Source organism: Paragemmobacter straminiformis (genome assembly GCF_014243445.1).
In the GTDB taxonomy this organism is placed as follows: Bacteria; Pseudomonadota; Alphaproteobacteria; order Rhodobacterales; family Rhodobacteraceae; genus Paragemmobacter; species Paragemmobacter straminiformis.
Genome location: NZ_JACLQD010000005.1, coordinates 285,462 through 307,821, shown reverse-complemented (window position 1 = coordinate 307,821; position 22,360 = coordinate 285,462). Strand labels below are relative to the sequence as shown.

The window sequence follows — 22,360 nt, the reverse complement described above, 5'->3', positions numbered from 1 at the left end:
ATCGGCGGTCAGGAGCAGCCAAGCCCCTGCATCGAGGTCACGGCCGTTCCCGCCTCGGCCGATCCGGGGAACCGCGTGCCCACCTCTTGCAAGGTGACGCAGGCCTCCGGCGTCTGGCCCAAAGCGCCAAGCGCCTGACCCAGTTTCAAAAGCGCCTGCCCCGCGCGCGGCCCCGAGGGCTGGCCCGAAAACGCCTCGAGGTAGGACCGTGCCGATCCCGCCGTGTCACCCAGCTGCGCCAGCGACTCGCCGCGCAGGAAGGCGGCTTCCTGCGTCAGCGGCCCGCCGGGGTAATTCTGCGCGAAACTGGCGAACTGGTCCGCCGCCCCGCGGAAATCGCCCGCCGTGTAAAGCGCGTTGGCCTTGTCGAAATCGGCCTTTTCGTTCAGCGCCAATTCCGGAGCCGCAGTCCCGCCGCCCGTTGCCGGATCGACGGCGGGCGTGGTCCCGCCACTCACCGGCGCGGGTTCGGTCCCGCCGGTTGCCGCGCCGCCAAGTGTCGGCGTCTCCGGCAAGGTCGCGGGGTCGCATCCCTCGGTCGCCTCGCACAGGCGGAACTCGATGTCGCCGATCCGGTTCGTGCCATCCGACACCACCTTGTTCAGCTTCAGCTCCACCTCTTCCGTCTTGGCGGTCAAGCGCGTCAAGGCGGCTTCGATGGTATCCATGCGCTGAAGGGCGTCACCGCCCCCCGCACCCGTTCCCGCGCCGCCCGATTGCACCAGTTCGGCCTTCAACGCGTTGAAATCGCCCATCAGCAGATCAAGCTCGGCCCGGATATCGGCCAGCGTCTGCGCCTTGTCCTGCGCCGAAACGGCGGCAGGCATCAACGCAAGCATAAGGATCAATCCGAGCCGAAGCATGGCGTCAGACCCCCGCGCCGGCCGACAGCACCGTCACGGCGCGGCGGTTCTTGGCGTAGCAGGCCTCTTCCGAGCAGATCTCGATCGGGCGTTCCTTGCCATAGGACACGGTCTGCATCCGGCTCGGCTGCACGCCCTGGCTGATCAGGAAGTCCTGCACGGCGCTGGCACGGCGCGCACCGAGCGCAAGGTTGTATTCGCGGGTGCCCTGCTCGTCGGCGTGGCCTTCGATGATGATCGCATAGCCGGGGTTCGAGTTCAGCCACTGCGCCTGACCGATCAGGATGTTGCGGCCCTCGGGGCTCAGCGTCGACTGGTCGACGGCGAAAAGCACGCGGTCACCGACCGACTGGTTGAAATAGGCGATCGACGCCGGGTTGTTCGGATCGCCCAACCCGTTCTGGTCGATCCCGCCCGCGCCGAAGCCGCCGGCACCATCGCCGGCACCGCCCGCGCCGTAACGGTCAGGGTTGTTGCAGGCCGCCAGCCCGAGGGCTGCGACGATAAGAAGGGCTTTCGGAAGCAGGGTCATTCTTGGGTTCCTTTTTTAAGGTTCTTGGCTCGATTGCGGCCATCTATATCAGCTTTGCGCGCCCGTGTGAATCGGGGGCGACACTCAGGGCAAAAGCGGCGACCAGGCGGGGTCCGAGGCAGGGCCGTCGGTCGTCACCTGCCGCAGGTTGCGGCCCGAAATATCGACCGAGAACAGGCTCGACTGTCCGCCCGCCCCGGCACTTTCGCGCATGAACATGATCACGCGGCCATTGGGTGCCCAGGTCGGACCCTCGTCAAGGAACGAGGCCGTCAGCAACCGCTCCTCGCTTCCGTCCGAGCGCATCACGCCGATGTGGAAGCGGCCCGCGTTCTGCTTGGTAAAGGCGATGTAATCGCCCTGCGGCGACCAGACGGGTGTCGAATAGCGCCCCGCACCGCTGGAGATCCGCACCGCATCGCCGCCGCCCGCCGACATGACATAGATCTGCTGCGTGCCCGAACGGTCGCTCTCGAACACGATCTGGCTGCCGTCGGGGCTGAAGCTGGGCGCGGTTTCGATGCTGGGCGCGTTGGTCAGCTGCGCCGTCTGCCCGCTGCCGATATCAAGCTGGTAGATGTCGGTATTCCCGCCCCGTTCAAGGCTGAACACCACCGTCCGCCCGTCGGGCGAGAAGCGCGGCGCAAAGGTCATCGTGCCTTCCTGCTGCGCCAGCGACTGCACCGCCATGCTGCCCGTATCCATCAGATAGATGCGCGGGAAGCCGGACTCGTAGCTGGTGAACAGGATCTGGTTGCCCGTGGGCGAGAAGCGCGGGGCCAGCACGATCGACGAGCTGTCGGTCAGATAGGCCACGTTCGCCCCGTCATAATCCATCACGGCAAGGCGCTTTTGCCGTTGGTTCTTCGGCCCGCTTTCGGACACGAACACCACGCGGCTGTCGAAATAGGGGCCTTCGCCCGTGATCCGGCTGTAGACCGCATCCGAAACCTTGTGCGCCATGCGCCGCCACGTGTCGGGTGTGCCCGCGAATTGCAGCCCCTCGCCCATCTGCTGGCCGCTGTAGATGTCGAACAGGCGGAATTTCACCACGATCCGGTCGCCGCTGGCGCTGACCGCGCCCGTGATCAGCGCCTGCGCGTTGATCGCCTTCCAGTCCTCATAGGCGACGGGCGCGTCGAAACTGCTGACACGGCTGATATGCGCCGATTCCGGAATTTCGCGGAACAGCCCCGTCCCCGCAAGGTCGGCCGAAATCACCTGCGTGATCTGCGCGGCATAATCGGCAGCGCTTCCGTTCTCGGCCACGAAGGTCGGCGCGGCAAAGGGCAAGGGCTCGATCACGCCATCGGTGATGGTGATCCGCAGCGGTCCTTGCTGGGCATGGCTCGCTCCGGCATCGGCAATGAAAAATCCAAGCGCCAACGCAAGCACGGGGGAGAGGGTGCGAAACAGGGTCATCGGGGCCTCAGTCTCCTCGGGTATGGGTCAAACATGCCGCGAACGGCTGCATCAGTGGAAACACGAACGCGCGAGGCGCAAGTCCGTGCCGGTGAAAAGCGGAATAAAGCATCATCTCATGCGCATCCCGTTCGGATCGAAGACCAGTTCGAGTTCTTTCCACTGGTCGTATTTCTCGGGCGGCAGCGGAAATCCCTTGGACCCGCAGCGGATGATCGCGCGCCGCGCGGCCTCGAAGGCCTGACCCACCGCCGTATCGTCCCCGCCATCGCTGCTCACCAGCTTGACCGAGGCTGAATCGGGCTTGCCATCCTGCTTGACCGAAACACCCACGACGACAGTCGTGCGCAGCGCCTCCATCGACAGGGCCCCCACGTTCCAGCAGGCCTGCACGGCAACCCGCATCGCATCTGTCTCGGCCCCCGTCATCGGCGGGCCGGACGGCGCATTGCTCTGGCCACTTGCGGCCCCCGTATCCGTCGGCTCGGCGGGCGCATCGGCAGGTGCCTCGCTCGCCGCCGCAGCGACGGCGGCGGCAATCGCCGCGGCATCGGCATCGGCCGTGTCCTCGGGCGCGGGCTCGGCGCTGGCGACCTGTTCTTCGGGCGGCTGTTCCGGCTTGACCAGATCTTTCGGCCGCGACCGCGGCGGCAATGAGGCCATCTTCGGCAGTTGCGGCGCGTTGTCCTCGGTCTCGACGGCCTCGGTCACGATCTGCGTCGTCGCTTCCTCGGGGGCCGCCTCGGGCTGGTCCTCGATCACCGGCGCGTCGGGAGCGGCATCCTCGGATGCCTTCGGCGTCACCGTATCGGCGATTTCGGGCGCATCCTCGGTCGCATCCACCGGCACCGCCGCCACGCGGTCGATGGGCCGCGGCTTCGGCTTCACATCCGAAGGGGCCACGGGAACAGGCTGTTCGGTATCGGCGATCGGCGCGACGGGATCGGGCGCCTCGATGGGCTGGGGCGCATCCGAAACCGGCACATCGGCGGGAATGTCCTCGACGACGGGCGGCGGCTCGGTCGGCGCGGGCTGCGCCGGTTCGGCGGGCTGCTCGGCGGGCGCGTCGGGCTGGGCCGCAGGCTCGGCCGGTGCCGCCGCGGGCGAGGCTTCCATCATCGCGTCGAACTCGCTCGAGGTCATCAGCGACACTTCGGCAACCGTCACCTCGGGCATGTCCTTGGTGGTGAACAGCCAATCCCCGATGGCCACCCAAAGCAACAGGCATAGGTGACCGACCGCAGAAACCATCTGCCCCGTGTTCATACCTGTGCGTTCACGCAAGCCCATCTCTCAGGCCGTCAGCCGCCGCTGCCGTCGAGCGAGGGTCCACCCGCATCGGTTACCAGCCCGATATTGTTGAACCCGCCCTTGTTCAAAGCACCCATCACCTCGGCCACCTTGGCATAGGGAATGGCCCCGTCCGCCCGCAGGAAGATCTTGTCCGACGTGCGCTCGGCGGCAATCGCCGTCAGCTTCTGGATCAAGTCGCCCGGCTGGATCTCGTTCTTCTGGATCAGCAACTTGCCGTCCGCCGTCATGGTGATCGCAAGCGGCTCTTCCTGTTCGGTGGGCAAGGCATTGGCCGCCGTCTCGGGCAGTTCCACCGGAACGCCCACGGTCAGCATCGGGGCCGCGACCATGAAGATGATCAGCAAGACCAGCATCACGTCGATGAAGGGCGTCACGTTGATATCGGCCATCGGGGCCGCGCCGCCACGCCGCCGCCCGCGCCGTCCGCCGCCGCCCGATTTCTTGGCGATTCCCGCTCCCATGCTCAGGCGTCCAGCTGGCGCGACAGGATCGTGGCGAATTCGTCGGCAAAGGATTCATACCCGCCCAGAATGCGCTCGCTGTCGCTGTTGAGCTTGTTGTAGGCCACGACGGCCGGAATGGCCGCGACCAGACCGATGGCCGTGGCAAGCAGCGCCTCGGCGATACCGGGGGCCACGACGGCAAGGTTGGTATTCTGGCTTATGGCGATCTGCTCGAAGCTGTGCTTGATCCCCCAGACCGTCCCGAAAAGCCCGATGAAGGGCGCGGTCGATCCCGTGGTGGCAAGAAAGGCCAGACCCTTGTTCAGGACCTCGGCCTCGCGGGCGATGGCGACATCCATCGCGCGGTCGATGCGCGCCTGCGCCCCCGCGATCAGCCCGCCGTCCTGCCGGTGACTGCGCCGCCATTCGGTCATGCCCGCCGCGAAGATGCGCTGCGCGGCCCCTTGCGGATCGGGCGCGATGGTCTCGAACAGTTCGTCGAGCGGTTCACCCGACCAGAAGGCCTGATCGAACTCGGCCGCCTCGACCCGCGCCTTGCGAAAGGTCATGTGCCGCTGGATGATGATCGACCACGACCAGAAGCTCATTCCCATCAGGGTCATGAGGACGAGTTTGTTGGTAAGGGTGGCCTTCATGAAAAGGGCCAGCAAGGAGAAATCAATCTCCTGCGCTGCCGCGAGGGTCTGGGTATCCATTACGCCTGCTCTTGTTATGGCCGTCCTGTCGCGGCCTTTAAGGGTGATTCTACCCAAGTTCCACACGGAATGCCAACACATCTGCGCGAACCGGCGAAAACCGCCGCCCGGCTTAGTGCCGCGTGGCCGAAAGCGCCGCGCGCACCTGCGGCGGGATGCGCCCCGCCGTGCCGGCGTCGGTCAGGCAGACCAGCACGACATGCGCCACAAACAGCCGCTCGCCATCGCGCAGCACCTCTTGCTCCAGAACGATCCGCGCCCCGCCCACATCGGCCAGCCGCGTCCGCACCGTCAGCATATCGTCGAACCGCGCGGGCCGCAGATAATCCGCCTCGACCCGCCGCACGGCAAAGACCACCCCGTGATCCCGCTTCAGCGCCGCCTGGTCGATGCCAAGGCTCCGCACCCATTCGCTGCGCCCGCGTTCGATGAACTTCAGGTAATTGGCGTAATAGACGATACCGGCAAGATCGGTGTCCTCGTAATAGACGCGCAAGGTGACATCGTGGTCCATCGGCAGCCTCCAAAGCTGCCCCGACCTAGCGCTCGGGGCGCTTGGGCTGCAAGCGAAACCTCGCCCCCCCGCCGTTCTTGCCGACGCATCGGCCCAGCGGCCTTTTGCGGCAGCGACGGGTCGCGGCCTACTGAACGCGCAACCGCGCCGCAAGGCGCAGCGCATGGCTTGCGTCCCGCGCCACGGCGGGCAGCACGGGGTCATAGGCCGCGCGGATCACGGCGGCGATTTCGGGACGCAAGATCACCTGCCCCCCCGCCAGTGCAAGCGGCGAGACGCCGTGAAAGGCCGTGTCGGACCAAAGCAGGATCGTCTGCACCGCCTGCGCCAAAGCCAGCGTCTCGGCCGAGACCGAGGCAAGATCCGCATCCATCCGCAAGAACACGAAAGCCGCCTTGATCGCGCCCCCCTCGTCAAAGCGGAAGATGCGGTACTGGTTCGCCCCGGCCGCAGCCAGACGCGCGCACAGCGGGCCAAGGTCGGGTATCATCCGGTCAAGGTTCGGCACCTCGGGCAGTTCCGACCAGTCGCGGAAGAAGAACACCATCAGATTTGCGCCGAGTTCGGGGTCGGTCTCTGCCATCTTGTGACCCGCCAAGGTCACCACCGCCTCGACCGCGCCCTTCAGCACCGACAGCGTGGCATCCTCGACGCCAAAGACCACCGGCACGATGGGCCGCCCCCAGCGGGCGCACAGATATTGCCCGTCGGCCCGCGTGAACAGGGCTGCGATCTCGTCCGGCGTCATGGGCATCCCCCCGAAAATACCGCGCCGACCTAGCCCAGATCCGCCGCGCCCTCAACCACGCGCACCGCCCGAAAAATCCCCTCCGATGATTTTTCCCGCCACCCGAAAAATCTTCGTCCGAAGATTTTTCGCCCCTGCGCTAGCCTTCGAAGAGGTCGCTCTGCCCTGTCACCCGCGGCGCGTCCAGCCCGATGTGCCGCCACGCCTTGGCCGCGAGCATCCGCCCGCGCGGCGTGCGCTGGATCAGCCCCTGTTGCAGCAGATAGGGTTCGATCACCTCCTCGATGGCATCGCGCGCCTCTGACAGGGCCGCCGCGATGGTTTCCACCCCCACCGGCCCGCCGCCGTAATTTTCCGCCAGAAGCAGCAGGTAGCGCCGGTCGGCCCCGTCGAGGCCAAGGTGATCGACCCCAAGCCGCGTCAGCGCGCGGTCGGCGATGGCTTTGGTCAACCGCCCGTCGCCTTCGACCAGCACGAAATCCACCACCCGACGCAAAAGCCGCCCCGCCACGCGCGGGGTGCCCCGGGCGCGCCGCGCGATCTCGCGCGTGCCTTCGGGATCGGCGGCGACGCCCAGCAGCCGCGCCCCGCGCGTGACGATCAGATCAAGCTCGTCCTCGGTATAGAACTGCAACCGCGTCGGAATCCCGAAACGGTCGCGCAGCGGCGTCGTCAGCAGCCCGAGCCGTGTCGTCGCCCCCACCAGCGTAAAGGGTTGCAGGTCGATCCGCACCGTCCGCGCCGCCGGCCCCTCGCCGATCACCAGATCCAGCGCGAAATCTTCCAGCGCGGGATAGAGAACCTCCTCCACCACGGGCGACAGGCGGTGGATTTCGTCGATGAAAAGCACATCGCGCGGTTCGAGATTGGTCAGGATCGCCGCGAGGTCGCCGGGCTTTGCCAGCACCGGCCCCGAGGTCATGCGGAACCCCACCCCCAGTTCGCGCGCCATGATCTGCGCCAGCGTGGTCTTGCCCAGACCGGGCGGGCCGTGGAACAGCGTGTGGTCCATCGCCTCGCCGCGCATCTTGGCGCTTTCGATAAAGACGCGCAGGTTCGCCCGCGCCTCGGCCTGTCCGACGAATTCTTCTAGCGTCTGCGGGCGCAGCGCGCGGTCGGTATCCTCGGCCAGCCTTTCGGGGCGGATCAGCGGATCGGGCTCCATCCCTTATCCCTTCGGCGCCAGCAGTTTCAGCGCGGCGCGGATCAGCATGGCGGTATCCGCCTCGGGCGCATCGCCCGCCGCCGCGGCCACCGCCTGCGCCGCATCTCCCGGCCCGTAGCCAAGGTTCGCCAGCGCCGAAAGCGCATCGGCCGCCGCCCGGGCCCGCGCCTGCGAGGCGAGTTGCTCGGCACCTGCGGGCTTTGCGGCCCGTTTGGGGGCGGGCGCTTCGATCACCGCGTCATCGGCCTCGGCCACGTCCATCAGCCCGCCGCCCGCAGCCATCACCGAATGCGCCTTGGACTTCAGCTCGAGGATCACCCGCTGCGCCAGCTTCGGCCCGACACCCGGCGCCGATTGCACCGCGCGCGCATCGCCAAGGCTGATGGCCCGCGCCACGCCCTCGGCCCCCAGCGTGCCAAGGATCGACATCGACGCCTTTGCCCCCACGCCCTGAACGGTGGTCAGCAGCTTGTGCCATTCCTTTTCATACATCGTCGGAAAGCCGAACAACTGCAGCAGATCCTCGCGCACCAGCAACTCGGTATACAGCGACACGGCCTCGCCCACGCCGGGCATCCCGCGTAGCGTCCTGTCGCTGACATGGACGATATAGCCCACCCCGCGCACGTCGATCAGCACCGACTCCGGCCCCCGCCAGTCCAGCCGCCCCGAAATCCTGCCGATCATCCCGCCGCCCTTTTCAACGCCTGCGCCAACCGCCCCGCGCTTTGCATATGATGCGCGTGGCAAATGGCGATCGCCAGCGCATCCGCCGCATCCGGCCCCGCGATCTGCACACCGGGCAGGTGCAGCCGCACCATATGGTCCACCTGCACCTTGGCGGCATGGCCCACACCGACAACCGTCTTCTTCACCGCATTGGGCGCATATTCCCCGACCGTGATCCCCGCCTGCGCCGGAACCAGCAACGCGATCCCCCGCGCCTGCCCCAGCTTCAGCGTCGCCACCGCATCCTTGTTGACAAATGTATGCTCGACCGCCGCCGCATCCGGCGCATAGGTCCGGATCACCGCTGTCAATTGCTCGTATAGACTGACCAGCCGCAGGGCGAGGTCGCCCTCTCCCGCCTCGCCCGGGGCGGAATGGCAGATGCCGTTTGCGACATGCACGATCTTCGCCCCCGTCACCTCGATCACCCCCCAACCGAGGTTGCGAAGGCCCGGGTCGATTCCCAGAACGCGCATCGTATCCCTGCCCTTGGCCCCATCCGGGCCGCTTTTCTTCTTGGCGTCACGATTAGCACGAAACAAGAACATCGGGCAATCGCTTTAAACCCCCTTGCAGGCATCGCCGCCCAGTGCTTTATGCAGATGCAGAAACCGACGCAGCGGCCAGCTTAAACGACAATGGCGGCGCGTCAGGGGCATATCCCAGCAAAAACAGGGCCAGACGGCCCCGATCTGCCATGCATTGCACGCAAGGGTGGTTTGCTTGGACCAGACTTGTTTTGCACCTGCAGCATAGATATTTAGCCGCTGTGAGACAGTGATGCCTCTACTATGAGCAGTTTGTAAAAGGATAACAGCCATGGCCGCCTTCGATACGACCCGTCCGGCGCCTTTCGGCGCAATTTCGATCTTCCGCTTCGTCCAGTTCGTCAGCGATGCCTACCTGACCGTCGCCAACTGGAACGACGCCCGCGTCACCCGCAACGCCCTCGGCAAGCTTTCCGACCGTGAGCTTGACGATATCGGCCTGTGCCGTGGCGACGTCGAAATGATCGGCCGCTGATCTTTCAGCGCCGTCTGACCGTATGCTAGGGCCGTCGACCATCGGGGTCGGCGGCCTTTTGCATGTCAGACGACCTTTGCGACCAGACGCTGGATCGTATGCGACACCATCAGCGTCACCGGATCGGCCTGCATGAAACTGGCCTGCCACGCGTCGATCCCGCCCGACTGCCGCAATTCCTCGATCCGCGCCTCGTAGGCATTCGGGCCAAGATGCTGGTGCAGCGCCCCCTTGATCCCGAACAGGAAGGCGACGACGAAAAGCAGCGTGCGAAAGATCGGACGGCGGCGAAGCTTGGGGCGCACGAAATCGGCCCGGCTCAGCGTGCCGGGCGCGTCGAATCCCTTGCCCCGCGCGTGGGCGCGTTGCAGCCGCGTCACGCGGGCGCGGAAATCCTGCATATTCGGGTCGGACATCTGCCTACCTCGCCAAGACCTGCCGGCGCGGTGTTTTTAACCTTTATTGATGGCAAAACCTAGGCAGCCCGCAGGAAACGCCCCGTTTCCATGCCGGCACCGGTCACAGCCGCCGCAAGACCAGCGCCGACCACTCGCCCAGATCCTCGCGCGATTGCAGCGAGAAACCGGCCGCGACATAGGCCGCCGTCACCGCCTCGGCCTGCACGACCAGCAGGCCCGACAGGATCACAAGGCCACCCGCCGCCACATGGCGCGCCATATCCGGGGCAAGTTCGATCAGCGGCCCCTTGAGGATATTGGCAAAGACAAGGTCGAACGGCCCCGCCTCGGCAATGCGCGGATGCGCGAAACCCGCCGCCTCGAGGCATTCGATCCGCCCCTGCATCTCGTTGATCTCGACATTGGCACGCGCAACATCGACCGCCACCTCGTCGATATCCGACGCGATCACCAGCGCCTCGGGCAAGACCGCCGCCGCCGCCAGCGCCAGCACCGCGGTGCCACAGCCGATATCCGCGACCTTGGCAGGCCGCGCCCCCGCCTCGAACAGCCGGTCAAAGGCGCGCAGGCACCCCAACGTCGTGCCGTGATGCCCCGTGCCGAAGGCCACCGTGGCCTCGATCTGCAACGGCACCCGCCCGCCCTGCGCCAGAACGTCGGGCACGGTGTGGGCGTCATGGCTGCCAAAGACATAGAACCGCCCCGCCTCGACCGGCGACAACTCGCGCCGGACCTTGGCGACCCAGTCGATTTCGGGAATTTCCGAAACGGCAAAGGGCTTGGCCCCGAAGGCCATCGCCAGCACGTCCAGAACCACCTCGTTCGGCTGTTCGAGGAAATAGGCCCCCACCTCCCACAGCCCGGAATCATCCTCGATCTCGAAGACACCCACGCCCGTCGGCTCCGGCTCCATCTTCTCGATGGCTTCGGCAAGCGCCTCGGCGGCGTCCTCGCCCATCAGGGTGGTCAGGGCGGAATAGCTGGGCATCGTCTTGTCTCCGGCAGGGGTCAGATCAGGCCGTCTGGCCGAGTCGCATCAGCAGATAACGGTTGTTGGCGCGGAATGCATCCGCCGTTCGCGCCTTTCCGCGCAAGCGCCGCGCCAGACGGTCGCGCGCCGCCTTGCCCATGAACAACCCGATCAGCCCGACCAGCAGGTTGCGCATCCGCGGGCGCTTCTCGCTGAACTCGCGGTCCAGCCCCGCAAGACCCACGCCCACCACGTTGAAGAACGCCTGTTCAAGGTCGATCGACGGCGCCACGGCATCGGTCACGTCCTCTTCCGTCTCTATGGCAAGCCCCGCCTTCGGCAGAAAGGCGCGGAACTTCCCGAGCGGATGCCCCCCGCCGACCGGACGGTCGCCCGTGCCGCGATCAAACCCCTCGGGCCGGAATGTATCACCGATCACGATCACCCCGTCCGGTGCCAGCAAGCCCCGCGCCTTGGGCAACGAGACCTTGAAGGGCATGTACTGGAAGCTTTCCGAGAACAGGCACACATCGAACGGCCCCGTCACCTGCGCCTGCTGGAACAGCGCCTCGTGGACGACCGCCCCCTTTGCGTTCTCGCGGCAGCGGCCGGCCAGATAGGGCGAAGGCACGACGATCTCGACACGGTGGCCCAGATCCATCAGCCGCTTCGCCGTCTCTCCGGCCCCGCCGCCGATGTCGAGGATGCGCAGCGCGCGCCCCTGCGGCAGCAACGCGAACAGCTTCTGGCTATAGGCTTCCTGCGCGGGCCCAAGATTGGCCGCCCGCACCTCGAGCCCGGTCCAAAGCCCGTAATGCAGATGCTCCTTGCCCGTAAGCCACTTTGCAAGGGCGACACCCGCCTCTAGTCCCGGCGCGCGGGTGTCGATCTTCTTACCAGCCATCACTCACTCCCGAAGCAAACGACCGCGCTTCAGGCGGACAGTCCGATGGGGCAAGTTACGCCGGTGCCGCCGATGCCGCAATATCCGTCGGGGTTTTTCGCCAGATACTGCTGGTGATAGGCTTCCGCGAAATAGAACACGGGAACGGGCAGGATCTCGGTCGTGATCATCCCGTAGCCCGCCGCCTTAAGCCGGTGCTGGTAGACCGCTTTCGAGGCCTGCGCCGCCGCCGCCTGCTCGGGCGTATAGGTGTAGATGCCCGACCGGTAGGTCGATCCCACATCATTGCCCTGCCGCATGCCCTGCGTCGGATCGTGGTTTTCCCAGAAATGCTGCAAAAGCCGCTCGTAGCTGACCTTGGCGGGGTCATAGATCACCCGAACCACCTCGTTATGGCCCGTCAACTGCGTGCATGTCTCGGGATAGGTCGGGTTCGGGGTGAAACCGCCCGCATAACCGACCATCGTCAGCCAGACGCCGTCCAGCTGCCAGAACTTGCGCTCGACTCCCCAGAAACACCCCATGCCGAACATGGCTTCGGCCATGCCCGCAGGCACGGGCGATTTCAGCGGCAGGCCCGAAATGAAATGCGTCTCGGCGGTGGGCAAAGGCTCGGCCCGCCCCGGCAGGGCGCGGTCGGGCGACACCATTTCCATCTTCTTGGCGTTCAGGAACATCTCGGGCCTCCTTGGTTGGGCCTGAATATAGGGCCGCCCCGCCCCCCGCGCCAGTGCGCCCGTCCTCACGACACGGCGACCTTGACCAACCGCTTGCGGGCGGTGGGGGGCGCCCCCCCTTTGCCGACCTTACAGAAAACTCTGCGGATCGATGTCGATCGCCATCCGCAGGTTGTTCGGCACCCGCACCTGCGCCACCCATTCCGCCAGCGCCGCCTGCAACGGCACCAGCTTGCCCGCCTTGACCAGCAGCCTGACCCGATGCCGCCCCCGCACCCGCGCGATCGGTGCCGGGGCGGGGCCGAAAACCTGCGCCCCCACCTTGCGCAACGGCCCGTCGCGCCGCGCCAGCTCGGCCCCGAAATCGAACACCTGTTGCAGATCGGGCGAGGACAGGATCACCCCCGCCATCCGCCCATAGGGCGGCACGCCCGCCGCCTTGCGCTCGGCGGCCTCGGCCCGCCAGAAGGCCTCCTCGTCGCCGCCCAGAATGGCCCGTATCACCGGATGCTCGGGCTGGTGCGTCTGCAACCACGCAGCCCCGCGCTTCTCGCTGCGCCCCGCGCGCCCGGCCACCTGCCGCATCAGCTGGAACGTCCGCTCTGCCGCCCGCAGGTCCGACCCCTGCAACCCAAGGTCGGCGTCGATCACGCCCACAAGGGTCAGCAGCGGAAAGTTATGACCCTTGGCGACGATCTGCGTCCCGATGATGATATCCGCCGCACCCGCCGCGATTGCCTCGATCTGCGCCTTCAACTCGCGCGCCGATCCGAACAGGTCCGACGACAGCACCGCCACCCGCGCTTGCGGAAACCGCGCCTGCACCTCTTCGGCCATACGCTCGACCCCCGGCCCGACGGCGGCCATCTTCCCCTCGACCTTGCACGACGGACAGGCCTCGGGCATCGGCTTGGTCGCGCCGCACTGGTGGCAGACCAGCCGCTTCAGGAACCGGTGCTCGACCATCCGCGCGTCGCAATGGTCGCAGCCCACCTGCGCCCCGCAGGCGCGGCACAGCGTCACCGGCGCATAGCCCCGCCGGTTCAGGAACACCAGCGACTGCTCCCCCCGATCCAGCCGCGCCCCGATCTCGGCCCCCAGCTTCGCCGAAATCCAGCTGTTGGCGGGCAGATTCGCCTCGCGCATGTCGATCACGCCAAGGTCGGGCATTTCGGCCGGGCCATAACGGGCCGACAGGTCCAGCCGCCCGTATTTCCCCGCCTCGACATTGGCCCATGTCTCCAGCGATGGCGTGGCACTGGCCAGCACGACAGGACATCCCGCGACCGCCGCCCGCAGAACCGCCATGTCGCGGGCGTTGTAAAGGACGCCTTCCTCCTGCTTGTACGAGGTGTCGTGTTCCTCATCCACCACCACCAGCCCGAGCCGCTGGAAGGGCAGGAACAGCGCCGACCGCGCCCCCACGACGAATTGCGCCTGCCCGCTTGCGACCATGCGCCAGACCCGCCGCCGCTCGGTCTGGGTCACACCCGAATGCCATTCCGCAGGCCGCGCCCCGAACCGCGCCTCGACCCGCGTCAGGAACTCGGCCGTCAGGGCGATTTCGGGCAGCAGGACCAGGGCCTGCCGTCCCAGCCGGATGCATTCCGCCACCGCCTCGAGGTAGACTTCGGTCTTGCCCGACCCCGTCACCCCCTTCAGCAGCGTCGTCGAATACTCCCCCCCATTCACCGCCGCGACCAAGGCATCCCCCGCCGCGACCTGATCGCCCGCCAGAACCGCCGCCCCCGCGGGGTCGAGCGTGGCAAAGGGCAGATCGCGCGGAGCATCCTCCTCCACCACCACACCCAGCTTCACAAGGCCCTTGATGACCGATGTGCCGCAACCCGCCTCCTCGGCCAGTTCGCCCAGCGTCATCGGCGCACCGCCAAAGGCCCGCAGCGCCTCGACCACCCTGTGCCGCGCCTCGGTCAACTGGTTCGGCACCGCCCCGCCCAGTCGGTAGACCCGCCGCACCGCCACGCCCTCGCCCAATCCCGGCGCACGTGTGGCAAGCCGCAGCATCTGCGGCAGCGGCGTCAGCGTGTAATCCGCCGCGCGTTGCAGGAATGTCCGCAGCTCTGCCCGCATCGGCGGGGCATCGAGCACGCGCGAGACCGGGCGCACCTTGGCAGGGTCCCAATCGCCCTTGCCGCGCCCCCAGACAACGCCCAGCACGCGGCGCGGCCCCAGTGGCACCTCGACGAAATCGCCATCCCCGCAGCCGCCTTCGGGCGCGCGGTAATCCAGCACGCGCCCCAGCGGCTCGGTCGTCAGCACGCCCACCAGCTCGCCCGCCGCATAGGTCCTGTCCGACACGCGCACCCGCCTTGCGGTTTTTCAACCGCCCAATCCTTGAACCGCCCCATCCTTGAAACGGCCAGTCTTTCACCCGCCCAGTCTTTCAACCGGAACGCCTTTGGGGTAAACCCGCCCCCGAACCCCCGCAACCCATAAGGACCGCGCCGATGAAATTCTTTGTGGACACCGCCGATGTGGCCGCCATTTCCGAACTCAATGACCTCGGCATGGTCGATGGCGTCACCACCAACCCCTCGCTGATCCTGAAATCCGGCCGCGACATCCTCGAAGTCACGCGCGAGATCTGCTCCATCGTCTCCGGCCCCGTCTCGGCCGAAGTCGTGGCCCTGAAAGCCGACGACATGATCGCCGAAGGCCGCAAGCTGGCCGAAATCGCGCCCAACATCGCCGTCAAGGTGCCGCTGACATGGGATGGCCTGAAAACCTGCAAGGTTCTCGCCGCCGAGGGCAAGATGGTCAACGTCACCCTCTGCTTCTCGGCCAATCAGGCGCTTCTCGCCGCCAAGGCCGGCGCCACCTTCATCTCGCCCTTCATCGGCCGTCTGGATGACATCAACCTCGACGGCCTCGACCTGATCGCCGACATCCGCACGATCTACGACAACTACGGCTTTGACACGCAGATCCTCGCGGCCTCGATCCGCACCCTGAACCACGCCAAGGACAGCGCCCTGATCGGGGCCGACGTGATGACCGCGCCGCCTTCGGTGATCAAGCAGATGGCCAACCATGTGCTCACCGACAAGGGTCTGGAACAGTTCATGGCCGACTGGGCGAAAACAGGGCAGAAAATCATCTGATTTCCTGCTAAGGTCGCGCAAATCACCAAGAACACACGGGCAGTGCCTTCATGATCGAACAGGATTTGCGCGACCGGCTTCTGGCAGAGCCGGAACTTCTGCTTGAGGACCGCGATGTCATGGCGGCCCTGATCGCCGCGAACGAACGCGCGATGGGGGCCAACATCGTCGACCTGCGCGGCATCGCGATGGAACGGCTCGAAAGCCGTCTCGACCGGCTGGAAGATACGCACCGTTCCGTGATCGCCGCCGCCTACGAGAACCTCGCGGGCACCAATCAGGTGCATCGGGCCATCCTGCAAATGCTCGACCCGCTCACCTTCGAGGATTTCCTGAAAACCCTTGCCGCCGATGTGGCGGGCACCCTGCGCGTCGATTGCGTGCGTCTCGTGCTGGAATCGGTGCAACCCGAAGACAGCCCCGCCCTTCTGCGCAAACTGGGTGACGTTCTCTACGTCGCCGAACCCGGCTTCGTGGCCGATTACCTTGCAGGCGGGCGCAACGTGCCGATGCGCCCCGTCGTCCTGCGCCAGACCATGCCGGCCGAAACGCCGGGCCTCTACGGCGACCGCGCCGGATGGATCCGGTCCGAGGCGCTGATGCGGCTCGACTTCGGCGCGGGCCGGCTGCCGGGAATGCTGGTCCTCGGCGCCGAAGACCCGCACCAGTTCCGCCCGACGCATGGAACCGACCTGCTGGCCTTCTTTGCGGGCGTGTTCGAACGCACCATGCGGCGCTGGCTGTCATGACGGCCCCCGCGTTGATCTCGCCACAGGCGAGAGATGCGCTGTCCGGCTGGCTCGACCACCTGCGCGCGCTGGACGGGGCGGCGGAAAAGACGATCACCGCCTATGCCCGCGATGTTGCGGGCTATCTGTCCTTCCTTGCCCGCCACCGTGGCGGGACCGAGGGGCTTGCCGCCCTCGCCTCCGTTCCGCTCACCGACCTGCGCGCCTGGATGGCGCAGGAACGCGCGCGGGGCGTCGGCGCACGCTCGCTCGCGCGGTCGCTCTCGGCGGTCAAGGGCTTCACCGCCTATCTGGCCGACCGCGCGGGCGGCAGCGATGCCACCGCCGTCCTTTCGGCCCGCGGCCCCAAGTTCCGCCGCAAGCTGCCGCGCCCCCTCTCGGTCGAAGGGGCCGCCGACATGATCGACACCGCCGCAGCGCAAGCGGCCGAACCTTGGGTCGCCGCCCGCGACCGCGCCGTCATCGTCCTGCTCTACGGCTGCGGCCTGCGCATCTCGGAAGCGCTCGGCCTCGCGGCAGAAGCCCACCCCCTCCCCGAAGTCCTGCGCATCACCGGCAAGGGGGGGAAAGAGCGGCTCGTCCCCGTCCTTCCCGTCGCGCGCGGAACGGTGGCCGAATACGCCCGCCTTTGCCCCTTCGACCTCGCGCCCGGCACTCCCCTCTTCAGGGGACAGCGCGGCGGCCCGCTCAACCCGCGCCTGATCCAGTCGGTGATGGAGAAAGCCCGCATGCAGCTCGGCCTGCCCGCCACGGCCACGCCCCACGCCATGCGGCACAGCTTCGCCACCCATCTCCTTTCGGCCGGAGGCGACCTGCGCGCCATCCAGGAACTTCTCGGCCACGCCTCGCTCTCGACCACGCAGGCCTACACCGCCGTCGATGCCGCAAGGCTGATGGAGGTCTACCAAAGCGCCCACCCCCGCGCCTGACAAACCCGCCCGACCGCGACCCTGCCGCAGTGCGGCCCCCTTGCCCTTCATCCTTGCCCAAATACTCTGGGGGTCCGGGGGTAAAACCCCCGGGGGCTGGCCATCGGCCCCCTTCGCGTCAAAATCCGCAGGACGCAAAAACCACATCCCCTCCGCAAGCGGATTGCGCGGCGTGAATTTACATGCAATCCAAGGCGAATGGACATGCGTCTCAAAGCCCTTTCCGTGCACCTCCTCACCGCTTCGGGCGCGGTGCTTTCGATGTTTGCCATGCTCGCCGCCGTCGAGGAAAAGTGGAGCCTGATGTTCCTCTGGCTCGTGCTGGCGCTCTTCGTCGACGGAATCGACGGCCCGCTTGCCCGCCGCTACGACGTCCACAAGAACTGGCCCACCTACGACGGCGTCCTGATGGACCTGATCGTCGACTATCTGACTTACGTCTTCATCCCCGCCTATGCCCTGTTCAAATCGGGGCTGCTGCCGGGCTGGACGGGCTGGCTTGCCATCATCGCCATCGTCTTCGGATCGGTCGTCTATTTCGCCGACACCCGCATGAAGACCAAGGACAAAAGCTTCGCGGGCTTTCCGGCCTGCTGGAACATGGTGGTGCTGGTGCTTTTCTCGCTGCATCCCCACTGGCTGGTGATCCTGACCGTGGTGATCGCGCTGACCGTCGGCATGTTCACCAACCTGAAATTCATCCACCCCACCCGCACCAAGCGCTGGCGCAACATCTCGCTGCCGATGGCGCTGGCTTGGGTGTTCTTCGCGGGCTGGGCGGCATGGGTCGATTTCTGGCCGCAAAGCTGGGCGCATTGGGGCCTTGTGATCACCTCGCTTTACCTGACCTTCGCGGGCATCGCGCAGCAGATCATCCCCGAACGCGGCGTGAACCGCGTCACCTGACGCTTCGGCACGGGCCGCGCGCGGGCGGCCCCCGATCCCCCCCTGTCACGCCCCCCCTGTCACGTCGCAGGGCCGCAGGCCCCATTGCCGCCTAAAGCCGCGTCAGCAAGACCCCCGACACGATCACAACCGCCGCCAGCGCCTTTTCCCCCGTCATCTTCTCGCCAAAGACAAGCCAGCCGATCAGCACCGCGAACAGGATCGAGGTTTCGCGCAGCGCCGCAACCACCGCAAGCGGCGCAAAGGTCATCGCCCAGATCGCAATCGCATAGGACCCGTAGGACGCCGCCGAGGCAAATCCCGCCATGCCCCAGCTTTTCAGATCGCGCGGCAGGACATCCGTCCCCTTCCAGAGCAAGGTCACGGTGGTAAAGATCAACCCGTCCGCCACGAAGACCCAGGCCACATAGGCCGCCGCATCGCCCGACACCCGCGCCCCCAGCCCGTCGATCAGCGTATAGGCCGCCGTGGCACAGGCCGACCCCAGCGCAAAGGGTAAAAGCTTGCGGTCCTCGGCCTGCGCGAAAACACCCCGCGCCATAAGGAAGATGCCGCACCCCAGCACGGCAATGCCCAGATATTCATGGCTCGTGATCGCATCGCTCAGCGCGAAGAACCCGACCAGCGCCACCACCATCGGAGCCGCCCCCCGCGCGATGGGATAGACGCGGCTCAGATCGCCCCGCTCGTAGGCAAAGACAAGGAAGGATTTATAGAAGAAATGCGTGCATCCGGCCGCGATGACCCAGGGCCAGACCTCGGGCTTGGGCCAGGGCGAGGCAAGGCCGATGGCAAGCCCGATCGGCACCTCGGTGATCGACAGGATCACCATGCCCCCCACCTTGGACGAGCCGACCTTGATCAGCGCATTCCAGAGCGCATGCAGAAAGGCCGCACCGATCACGGCCATGAAAACGCCAAAGGACAAGGAAACCACCCGTCATGAAACCGTTACGAAACGGCTAAGCGCGCCGCAGGGCAAGGGCAAGGCGATTCTTCTGCGAAGAATCAGGGGGGCTATCCGCCCCCCTCGCGCCAAAGGGCGCTCACCCCCCGAGAGTATTTCGGCAAGGGTGAGACAGGGCCTTTGCCCCTCCGACTTTGCCCCGCCGCCTTCAGCCCAGCGCGTCGTTGCAGCGCTTGCAGGTTGCCGGATGGGAAAGCGTGCCGACCTCGGGCAGGATCTGCCAGCAGCGTTCGCACTTCCCGCCCTGCGCCGGGCGGAACACCACGGCCACCCCCGCCACATCGGGCAGGGTAAAGGCATCGGCGGGGGCGGCGGCGCTGCTGACCTCGATCGCGCTGGTGATGCACAGATCGGCAAAGGGCACGCCGTCGAGCATCGCCTTGGTCTCGGCATCGACATGCACAACCGGTGCAGCCTCGAGCGACGCGCCGATCACCTTGGCCGTGCGCTGCACCTCGAGCGCGCCCGTCACCACGCGGCGCACCGCACGGATGCGGTCCCATTTCACCGCCAGCGCATGGTTGAGCCATGCTTTCGGCGTTTCGGGAATGTCATGCAGATGCACGCTCTCGCCGGGGGCTTCGAAGCGCGACAGCCAGACATCCTCCATCGTGAACACAAGGATCGGCGCAAGCCATGTGGCCAGACGGTGGAACAGCAGGTCCAGCACCGTCCGCGCCGCGCGCCGCCGCACCGAGGCAGGCGCGTCACAATAAAGCGCGTCCTTGCGGATGTCGAAATAGACCGCCGACAGGTCCGTGGTGCAGAAGGTGAACAGCTTCTGGAACACGCCCTGGAAGTCGTATTTCGCGTAGCCCTCGCGCACCTCGGCATCAAGTTCCGCCAGACGGTGCAGCAGCCATTGCTCCAACTCGGGCATGTCGCGCAGCTCGACCCGTTCGGCCTCGGTGAAGTCCTTCAGGTTGCCCAGCATGAAGCGCATCGTGTTGCGCAGGCGGCGGTAGCTGTCGGCCACGCCTTTCAGGATTTCCTTTCCGATCCGCAGATCGGCGGTGTAATCCGACTGCGCCACCCAAAGCCGCAGGATATCGGCGCCATATTCCCCGATCACCTCTTGCGGGGCGACCGTGTTGCCAAGCGACTTGGACATCTTCATGCCCTTCTCGTCCAGCGTGAAACCGTGGGTCAGAACGCCGCGATAGGGCGCGCGCCCCTTGGTGCCGCAGGCTTGCAACATCGAGGAATGGAACCAGCCGCGATGCTGGTCGGTGCCTTCGAGATAGAGGTCCGCAATCCCGTCGGCCGCGCCATCGGCACGGTCGCGCAGCACGAAGGCATGGGTGGAACCGCTGTCGAACCACACGTCGAGAACGTCATAGACCTGGGTGTAGGCTTCGGGGTCATGCAGCCCGCCGAGCATCCGCTCCTTGAAGCCCGCCACATACCAGACATCCGCACCCTCGGCCTCGAAGGCCGCCTTGATGCGGGCGTTCACTTCGGCATCGCGCAGCACGTAATCGGCATCCGTGGGCTTTGCGCCCTTTTTCACGAAGCAGGTCAGCGGCACGCCCCATGCCCGTTGGCGCGACAGCACCCAGTCGGGCCGCGCCTCAATCATGCTGAACAGACGGTTGCGCCCCGTCTGCGGCGTCCATTCCACCAGATCGTTGATCGAGGTCAGCGCCCGCGCGCGGATCGTCTCGCCATATTGGCCCATGCCGTCCGCAAGCGGCTTGTCGATGGCCACGAACCATTGCGGCGTGTTGCGATAGATCAGCGGCGCTTTCGAGCGCCACGAATGCGGGTAGGAATGCTTGAGCTTGCCCTTGGCGAACAGCGCCCCCGCCCCCGCCAGCGCCTTGATGTTCGAGACGTTGGCCGGACCCTCCTTGCCATCGGGCAGGATGATGTGCTGCCCGCCGAACAGCGGCAGATCGGCGCGGTAGGAACCATCGGGTTCGACGTTGTAGGTCATCGGCAAGCCATGCTTCAGACCCATCTGGTAGTCGTCATCGCCGTGGCTGGGCGCAGTGTGGACGAACCCCGTGCCCGCGTCGTCGGTCACATGGTCACCGGCGAGCATGGGGACGTCATAATCCCACTCGCCCGCGCCGCCCTCGATCCCGCGATAGGGGTGGGCGCAGACCATGCCCGACAGGTCGGCCGCCGGAACATCCGCCAGACGGCGCACGAATTCCGGCCCCGCAAGCTTGGCTTGGGCAAAGGTCGCTTCGGCCAGCGCATCGGCCAAGATCACCCGATGCCCGATGGTGGCGCCGCTGTCGGCGGGCCGCCCGATGATCTCGTAAAGCCCGTAAGCGATTGCAGGCCCGAAGCTGATGGCGCGGTTTTGCGGGATGGTCCAAGGAGTCGTGGTCCAGATCACCACATCGGTGGGTGTCTTGGTGTAAAGCGCATCTCCCGCGATCACGCGGAACTTGGCCCAGATCGTATGGCTGGTATGGTCGTGATACTCGACCTCGGCTTCTGCCAGCGCGGTCTTTTCCACGGGCGACCACATCACGGGCTTCGACCCCTGATAGAGCGAGCCGTTCATGACGAACTTCATGAACTCGTCCGCGATCACGGCCTCGGCGTGGTAATCCATCGTCAGGTAGGGGTCGTCCCATTTCCCCGTGATGCCAAGGCGCTTGAACTCTTCGCGCTGCACGTCGATCCAGCCTTCGGCGAACTTGCGGCATTCCTGACGGAAGGCCACGACATCGACGTCGTCCTTGTTCAGCCCCTTGGCGCGGTATTGCTCTTCGATCTTCCATTCGATGGGCAGGCCGTGGCAATCCCAGCCCGGCACATAGCGGGCGTCCTTGCCCATCATCTGCTGGCTGCGCACCACCATGTCCTTCAGCACCTTGTTCAGCGCATGGCCGATGTGCAGATGCCCGTTTGCATAGGGGGGGCCGTCATGCAGCACGAAGGGCGCGCGCCCCTCGGCCGCACCGCGCTCGCGCAGGCGGTCGTAGACGCCGATCTCCTCCCAGCGCTTCAGCCAGTCAGGCTCGCGCTGCGGCAGGCCCGCGCGCATGGGGAATTCGGTTTCGGGCAGGAAAACGGTCGAACGGTAGTCAGGCGTGGTCGTGTCGGCGCACATCGTGGCGGTCCTGTCGGCTATAGCTTATGGGGGTGTCGCCACGGTCACGCGGCGCAACGGGCATAACGGCGGGCGTCCCGGCGGCTGGATCAGCGCGCCGGGCCGATAATTCGGCCATGTATCGCAAGGTGATGCGTCATGCGCGCGTTATAGACGCCACAGCGGCAGTGGTCCACCC

At 66.4% G+C, this 22,360-nt stretch carries 23 protein-coding genes; 5 read left to right on the top strand and 18 right to left on the bottom strand.

The window, feature by feature from the left end:
* Positions 1–8: 8 nt before the first annotated feature.
* The 11 genes from ybgF to ruvC form a co-directional block, all read right to left on the bottom strand.
* The gene (ybgF, locus tag H7F16_RS17070) at positions 9–863 is read right to left on the bottom strand and encodes a tol-pal system protein YbgF (RefSeq protein WP_185798831.1); all 855 of its coding nucleotides are present in this window, start codon (positions 861–863) and stop codon (positions 9–11) included.
* 4 nt (positions 864–867) lie between these two features.
* A complete protein-coding gene (gene pal / locus H7F16_RS17065; RefSeq protein ID WP_185798830.1) occupies positions 868–1,395 on the bottom strand; it encodes a peptidoglycan-associated lipoprotein Pal in 528 nt (175 codons plus the stop codon).
* Positions 1,396–1,479: 84 nt separating this feature from the next.
* Positions 1,480–2,817 (bottom strand): Tol-Pal system beta propeller repeat protein TolB, encoded by a 1,338-nt coding sequence (gene tolB, locus H7F16_RS17060; protein WP_185798829.1) that lies wholly within the window; start codon positions 2,815–2,817, stop codon positions 1,480–1,482.
* Between the two features lie 111 nt (positions 2,818–2,928).
* Positions 2,929–4,068: a cell envelope biogenesis protein TolA gene (locus H7F16_RS17055; RefSeq protein ID WP_241741498.1), complete on the bottom strand. Its 1,140-nt coding sequence runs from the start codon at positions 4,066–4,068 to the stop codon at positions 2,929–2,931.
* Positions 4,069–4,118: 50 nt separating this feature from the next.
* Complete coding sequence (gene tolR / locus H7F16_RS17050) at positions 4,119–4,592, bottom strand: protein TolR (protein WP_185798827.1); 474 nt, start codon at positions 4,590–4,592, stop codon at positions 4,119–4,121.
* A gap of 2 nt (positions 4,593–4,594) precedes the next feature.
* Positions 4,595–5,290, bottom strand: a complete 696-nt coding sequence (gene tolQ / locus H7F16_RS17045) for a protein TolQ (protein WP_185798826.1) — start codon at positions 5,288–5,290, stop codon at positions 4,595–4,597.
* 112 nt (positions 5,291–5,402) lie between these two features.
* A complete protein-coding gene (gene ybgC, locus H7F16_RS17040) occupies positions 5,403–5,804 on the bottom strand; it encodes a tol-pal system-associated acyl-CoA thioesterase (protein WP_185798825.1) in 402 nt (133 codons plus the stop codon).
* Positions 5,805–5,931: 127 nt separating this feature from the next.
* Positions 5,932–6,552, bottom strand: coding sequence for a hypothetical protein (locus H7F16_RS17035; RefSeq protein WP_185798824.1), 621 nt, complete (start codon positions 6,550–6,552; stop codon positions 5,932–5,934).
* 139 nt (positions 6,553–6,691) lie between these two features.
* A complete protein-coding gene (gene ruvB / locus H7F16_RS17030) occupies positions 6,692–7,717 on the bottom strand; it encodes a Holliday junction branch migration DNA helicase RuvB (protein ID WP_185798823.1) in 1,026 nt (341 codons plus the stop codon).
* Between the two features lie 3 nt (positions 7,718–7,720).
* A complete protein-coding gene (gene ruvA, locus H7F16_RS17025; protein WP_185798822.1) occupies positions 7,721–8,404 on the bottom strand; it encodes a Holliday junction branch migration protein RuvA in 684 nt (227 codons plus the stop codon).
* The gene (gene ruvC / locus H7F16_RS17020; RefSeq protein WP_185798821.1) at positions 8,401–8,922 is read right to left on the bottom strand and encodes a crossover junction endodeoxyribonuclease RuvC; all 522 of its coding nucleotides are present in this window, start codon (positions 8,920–8,922) and stop codon (positions 8,401–8,403) included. The genes ruvA and ruvC overlap by 4 nt, the downstream gene beginning before the upstream one ends.
* A 343-nt stretch (positions 8,923–9,265) precedes the next feature.
* Between ruvC and H7F16_RS17015 the strand changes: the two genes are divergently transcribed.
* Entirely contained in the window at positions 9,266–9,469 is a 204-nt protein-coding gene (locus tag H7F16_RS17015) for a DUF1127 domain-containing protein (RefSeq protein ID WP_185798820.1), read from the top strand.
* A gap of 65 nt (positions 9,470–9,534) precedes the next feature.
* Here the strand turns inward: H7F16_RS17015 and H7F16_RS17010 are convergent, their stop codons facing one another.
* The 5 genes from H7F16_RS17010 to H7F16_RS16990 form a co-directional block, all read right to left on the bottom strand.
* Positions 9,535–9,885: a hypothetical protein gene (locus H7F16_RS17010; RefSeq protein WP_185798819.1), complete on the bottom strand. Its 351-nt coding sequence runs from the start codon at positions 9,883–9,885 to the stop codon at positions 9,535–9,537.
* Positions 9,886–9,988: 103 nt separating this feature from the next.
* Positions 9,989–10,876, bottom strand: a complete 888-nt coding sequence (locus H7F16_RS17005; RefSeq protein WP_185798818.1) for a 50S ribosomal protein L11 methyltransferase — start codon at positions 10,874–10,876, stop codon at positions 9,989–9,991.
* Positions 10,877–10,901: 25 nt separating this feature from the next.
* A complete protein-coding gene (locus H7F16_RS17000) occupies positions 10,902–11,762 on the bottom strand; it encodes a class I SAM-dependent methyltransferase (RefSeq protein WP_185798817.1) in 861 nt (286 codons plus the stop codon).
* Positions 11,763–11,791: 29 nt separating this feature from the next.
* Positions 11,792–12,439, bottom strand: coding sequence for a peptide-methionine (S)-S-oxide reductase MsrA (msrA, locus tag H7F16_RS16995; RefSeq protein WP_185798816.1), 648 nt, complete (start codon positions 12,437–12,439; stop codon positions 11,792–11,794).
* Positions 12,440–12,568: 129 nt separating this feature from the next.
* Positions 12,569–14,758: a primosomal protein N' gene (locus H7F16_RS16990; RefSeq protein ID WP_185798815.1), complete on the bottom strand. Its 2,190-nt coding sequence runs from the start codon at positions 14,756–14,758 to the stop codon at positions 12,569–12,571.
* A 149-nt stretch (positions 14,759–14,907) separates the two neighbouring features.
* Between H7F16_RS16990 and fsa the strand changes: the two genes are divergently transcribed.
* From fsa to H7F16_RS16970, 4 genes are all read left to right on the top strand, one after another.
* Positions 14,908–15,561 (top strand): fructose-6-phosphate aldolase, encoded by a 654-nt coding sequence (gene fsa, locus H7F16_RS16985; protein ID WP_185798814.1) that lies wholly within the window; start codon positions 14,908–14,910, stop codon positions 15,559–15,561.
* 50 nt (positions 15,562–15,611) lie between these two features.
* Positions 15,612–16,310 carry a DUF484 family protein gene (locus tag H7F16_RS16980; RefSeq protein ID WP_185798813.1) on the top strand — a complete coding sequence of 233 codons (699 nt, stop codon included), beginning with the start codon at positions 15,612–15,614 and terminating at the stop codon, positions 16,308–16,310.
* Entirely contained in the window at positions 16,307–17,239 is a 933-nt protein-coding gene (locus tag H7F16_RS16975; RefSeq protein ID WP_185798812.1) for a tyrosine recombinase XerC, read from the top strand. The genes H7F16_RS16980 and H7F16_RS16975 overlap by 4 nt, the downstream gene beginning before the upstream one ends.
* 198 nt (positions 17,240–17,437) lie before the next feature.
* A complete protein-coding gene (locus H7F16_RS16970; protein ID WP_185798811.1) occupies positions 17,438–18,145 on the top strand; it encodes a CDP-alcohol phosphatidyltransferase family protein in 708 nt (235 codons plus the stop codon).
* Positions 18,146–18,236: 91 nt separating this feature from the next.
* On the opposite strand, the gene H7F16_RS16965 is transcribed toward H7F16_RS16970, so the two are convergent.
* A complete protein-coding gene (locus tag H7F16_RS16965) occupies positions 18,237–19,055 on the bottom strand; it encodes an EamA family transporter (protein WP_422121129.1) in 819 nt (272 codons plus the stop codon).
* 205 nt (positions 19,056–19,260) lie between these two features.
* The gene (gene ileS / locus H7F16_RS16960; protein WP_185798809.1) at positions 19,261–22,182 is read right to left on the bottom strand and encodes an isoleucine--tRNA ligase; all 2,922 of its coding nucleotides are present in this window, start codon (positions 22,180–22,182) and stop codon (positions 19,261–19,263) included.
* Between the last annotated feature and the right edge of the window lie 178 nt (positions 22,183–22,360).

What these genes read in the sequence shown, in the direction of transcription:
- tolB (WP_185798829.1), bottom strand. Translation starts at nt 2,817, where the DNA reads ATGACCCTGTTTCGCACCCTCTCCCCCGTGCTTGCGTTGGCGCTTGGA.
- pal (WP_185798830.1), bottom strand. Translation starts at nt 1,395, where the DNA reads ATGACCCTGCTTCCGAAAGCCCTTCTTATCGTCGCAGCCCTCGGGCTG.
- ileS (WP_185798809.1), bottom strand. Translation starts at nt 22,182, where the DNA reads ATGTGCGCCGACACGACCACGCCTGACTACCGTTCGACCGTTTTCCTG.
- H7F16_RS17035 (WP_185798824.1), bottom strand. Translation starts at nt 6,552, where the DNA reads ATGACGCCGGACGAGATCGCAGCCCTGTTCACGCGGGCCGACGGGCAA.
- H7F16_RS17010 (WP_185798819.1), bottom strand. Translation starts at nt 9,885, where the DNA reads ATGTCCGACCCGAATATGCAGGATTTCCGCGCCCGCGTGACGCGGCTG.
- H7F16_RS17055 (WP_241741498.1), bottom strand. Translation starts at nt 4,068, where the DNA reads ATGGTTTCTGCGGTCGGTCACCTATGCCTGTTGCTTTGGGTGGCCATC.
- ruvA (WP_185798822.1), bottom strand. Translation starts at nt 8,404, where the DNA reads ATGATCGGCAGGATTTCGGGGCGGCTGGACTGGCGGGGGCCGGAGTCG.
- ruvC (WP_185798821.1), bottom strand. Translation starts at nt 8,922, where the DNA reads ATGCGCGTTCTGGGAATCGACCCGGGCCTTCGCAACCTCGGTTGGGGG.
- H7F16_RS16970 (WP_185798811.1), top strand. Translation starts at nt 17,438, where the DNA reads ATGGACATGCGTCTCAAAGCCCTTTCCGTGCACCTCCTCACCGCTTCG.
- H7F16_RS16965 (WP_422121129.1), bottom strand. Translation starts at nt 19,055, where the DNA reads ATGGCCGTGATCGGTGCGGCCTTTCTGCATGCGCTCTGGAATGCGCTG.
- H7F16_RS17015 (WP_185798820.1), top strand. Translation starts at nt 9,266, where the DNA reads ATGGCCGCCTTCGATACGACCCGTCCGGCGCCTTTCGGCGCAATTTCG.
- ruvB (WP_185798823.1), bottom strand. Translation starts at nt 7,717, where the DNA reads ATGGAGCCCGATCCGCTGATCCGCCCCGAAAGGCTGGCCGAGGATACC.
- H7F16_RS16975 (WP_185798812.1), top strand. Translation starts at nt 16,307, where the DNA reads ATGACGGCCCCCGCGTTGATCTCGCCACAGGCGAGAGATGCGCTGTCC.
- msrA (WP_185798816.1), bottom strand. Translation starts at nt 12,439, where the DNA reads ATGTTCCTGAACGCCAAGAAGATGGAAATGGTGTCGCCCGACCGCGCC.
- ybgC (WP_185798825.1), bottom strand. Translation starts at nt 5,804, where the DNA reads ATGGACCACGATGTCACCTTGCGCGTCTATTACGAGGACACCGATCTT.
- fsa (WP_185798814.1), top strand. Translation starts at nt 14,908, where the DNA reads ATGAAATTCTTTGTGGACACCGCCGATGTGGCCGCCATTTCCGAACTC.
- tolR (WP_185798827.1), bottom strand. Translation starts at nt 4,592, where the DNA reads ATGGGAGCGGGAATCGCCAAGAAATCGGGCGGCGGCGGACGGCGCGGG.
- tolQ (WP_185798826.1), bottom strand. Translation starts at nt 5,290, where the DNA reads ATGGATACCCAGACCCTCGCGGCAGCGCAGGAGATTGATTTCTCCTTG.
- H7F16_RS17005 (WP_185798818.1), bottom strand. Translation starts at nt 10,876, where the DNA reads ATGCCCAGCTATTCCGCCCTGACCACCCTGATGGGCGAGGACGCCGCC.
- ybgF (WP_185798831.1), bottom strand. Translation starts at nt 863, where the DNA reads ATGCTTCGGCTCGGATTGATCCTTATGCTTGCGTTGATGCCTGCCGCC.
- H7F16_RS16980 (WP_185798813.1), top strand. Translation starts at nt 15,612, where the DNA reads ATGATCGAACAGGATTTGCGCGACCGGCTTCTGGCAGAGCCGGAACTT.
- H7F16_RS17000 (WP_185798817.1), bottom strand. Translation starts at nt 11,762, where the DNA reads ATGGCTGGTAAGAAGATCGACACCCGCGCGCCGGGACTAGAGGCGGGT.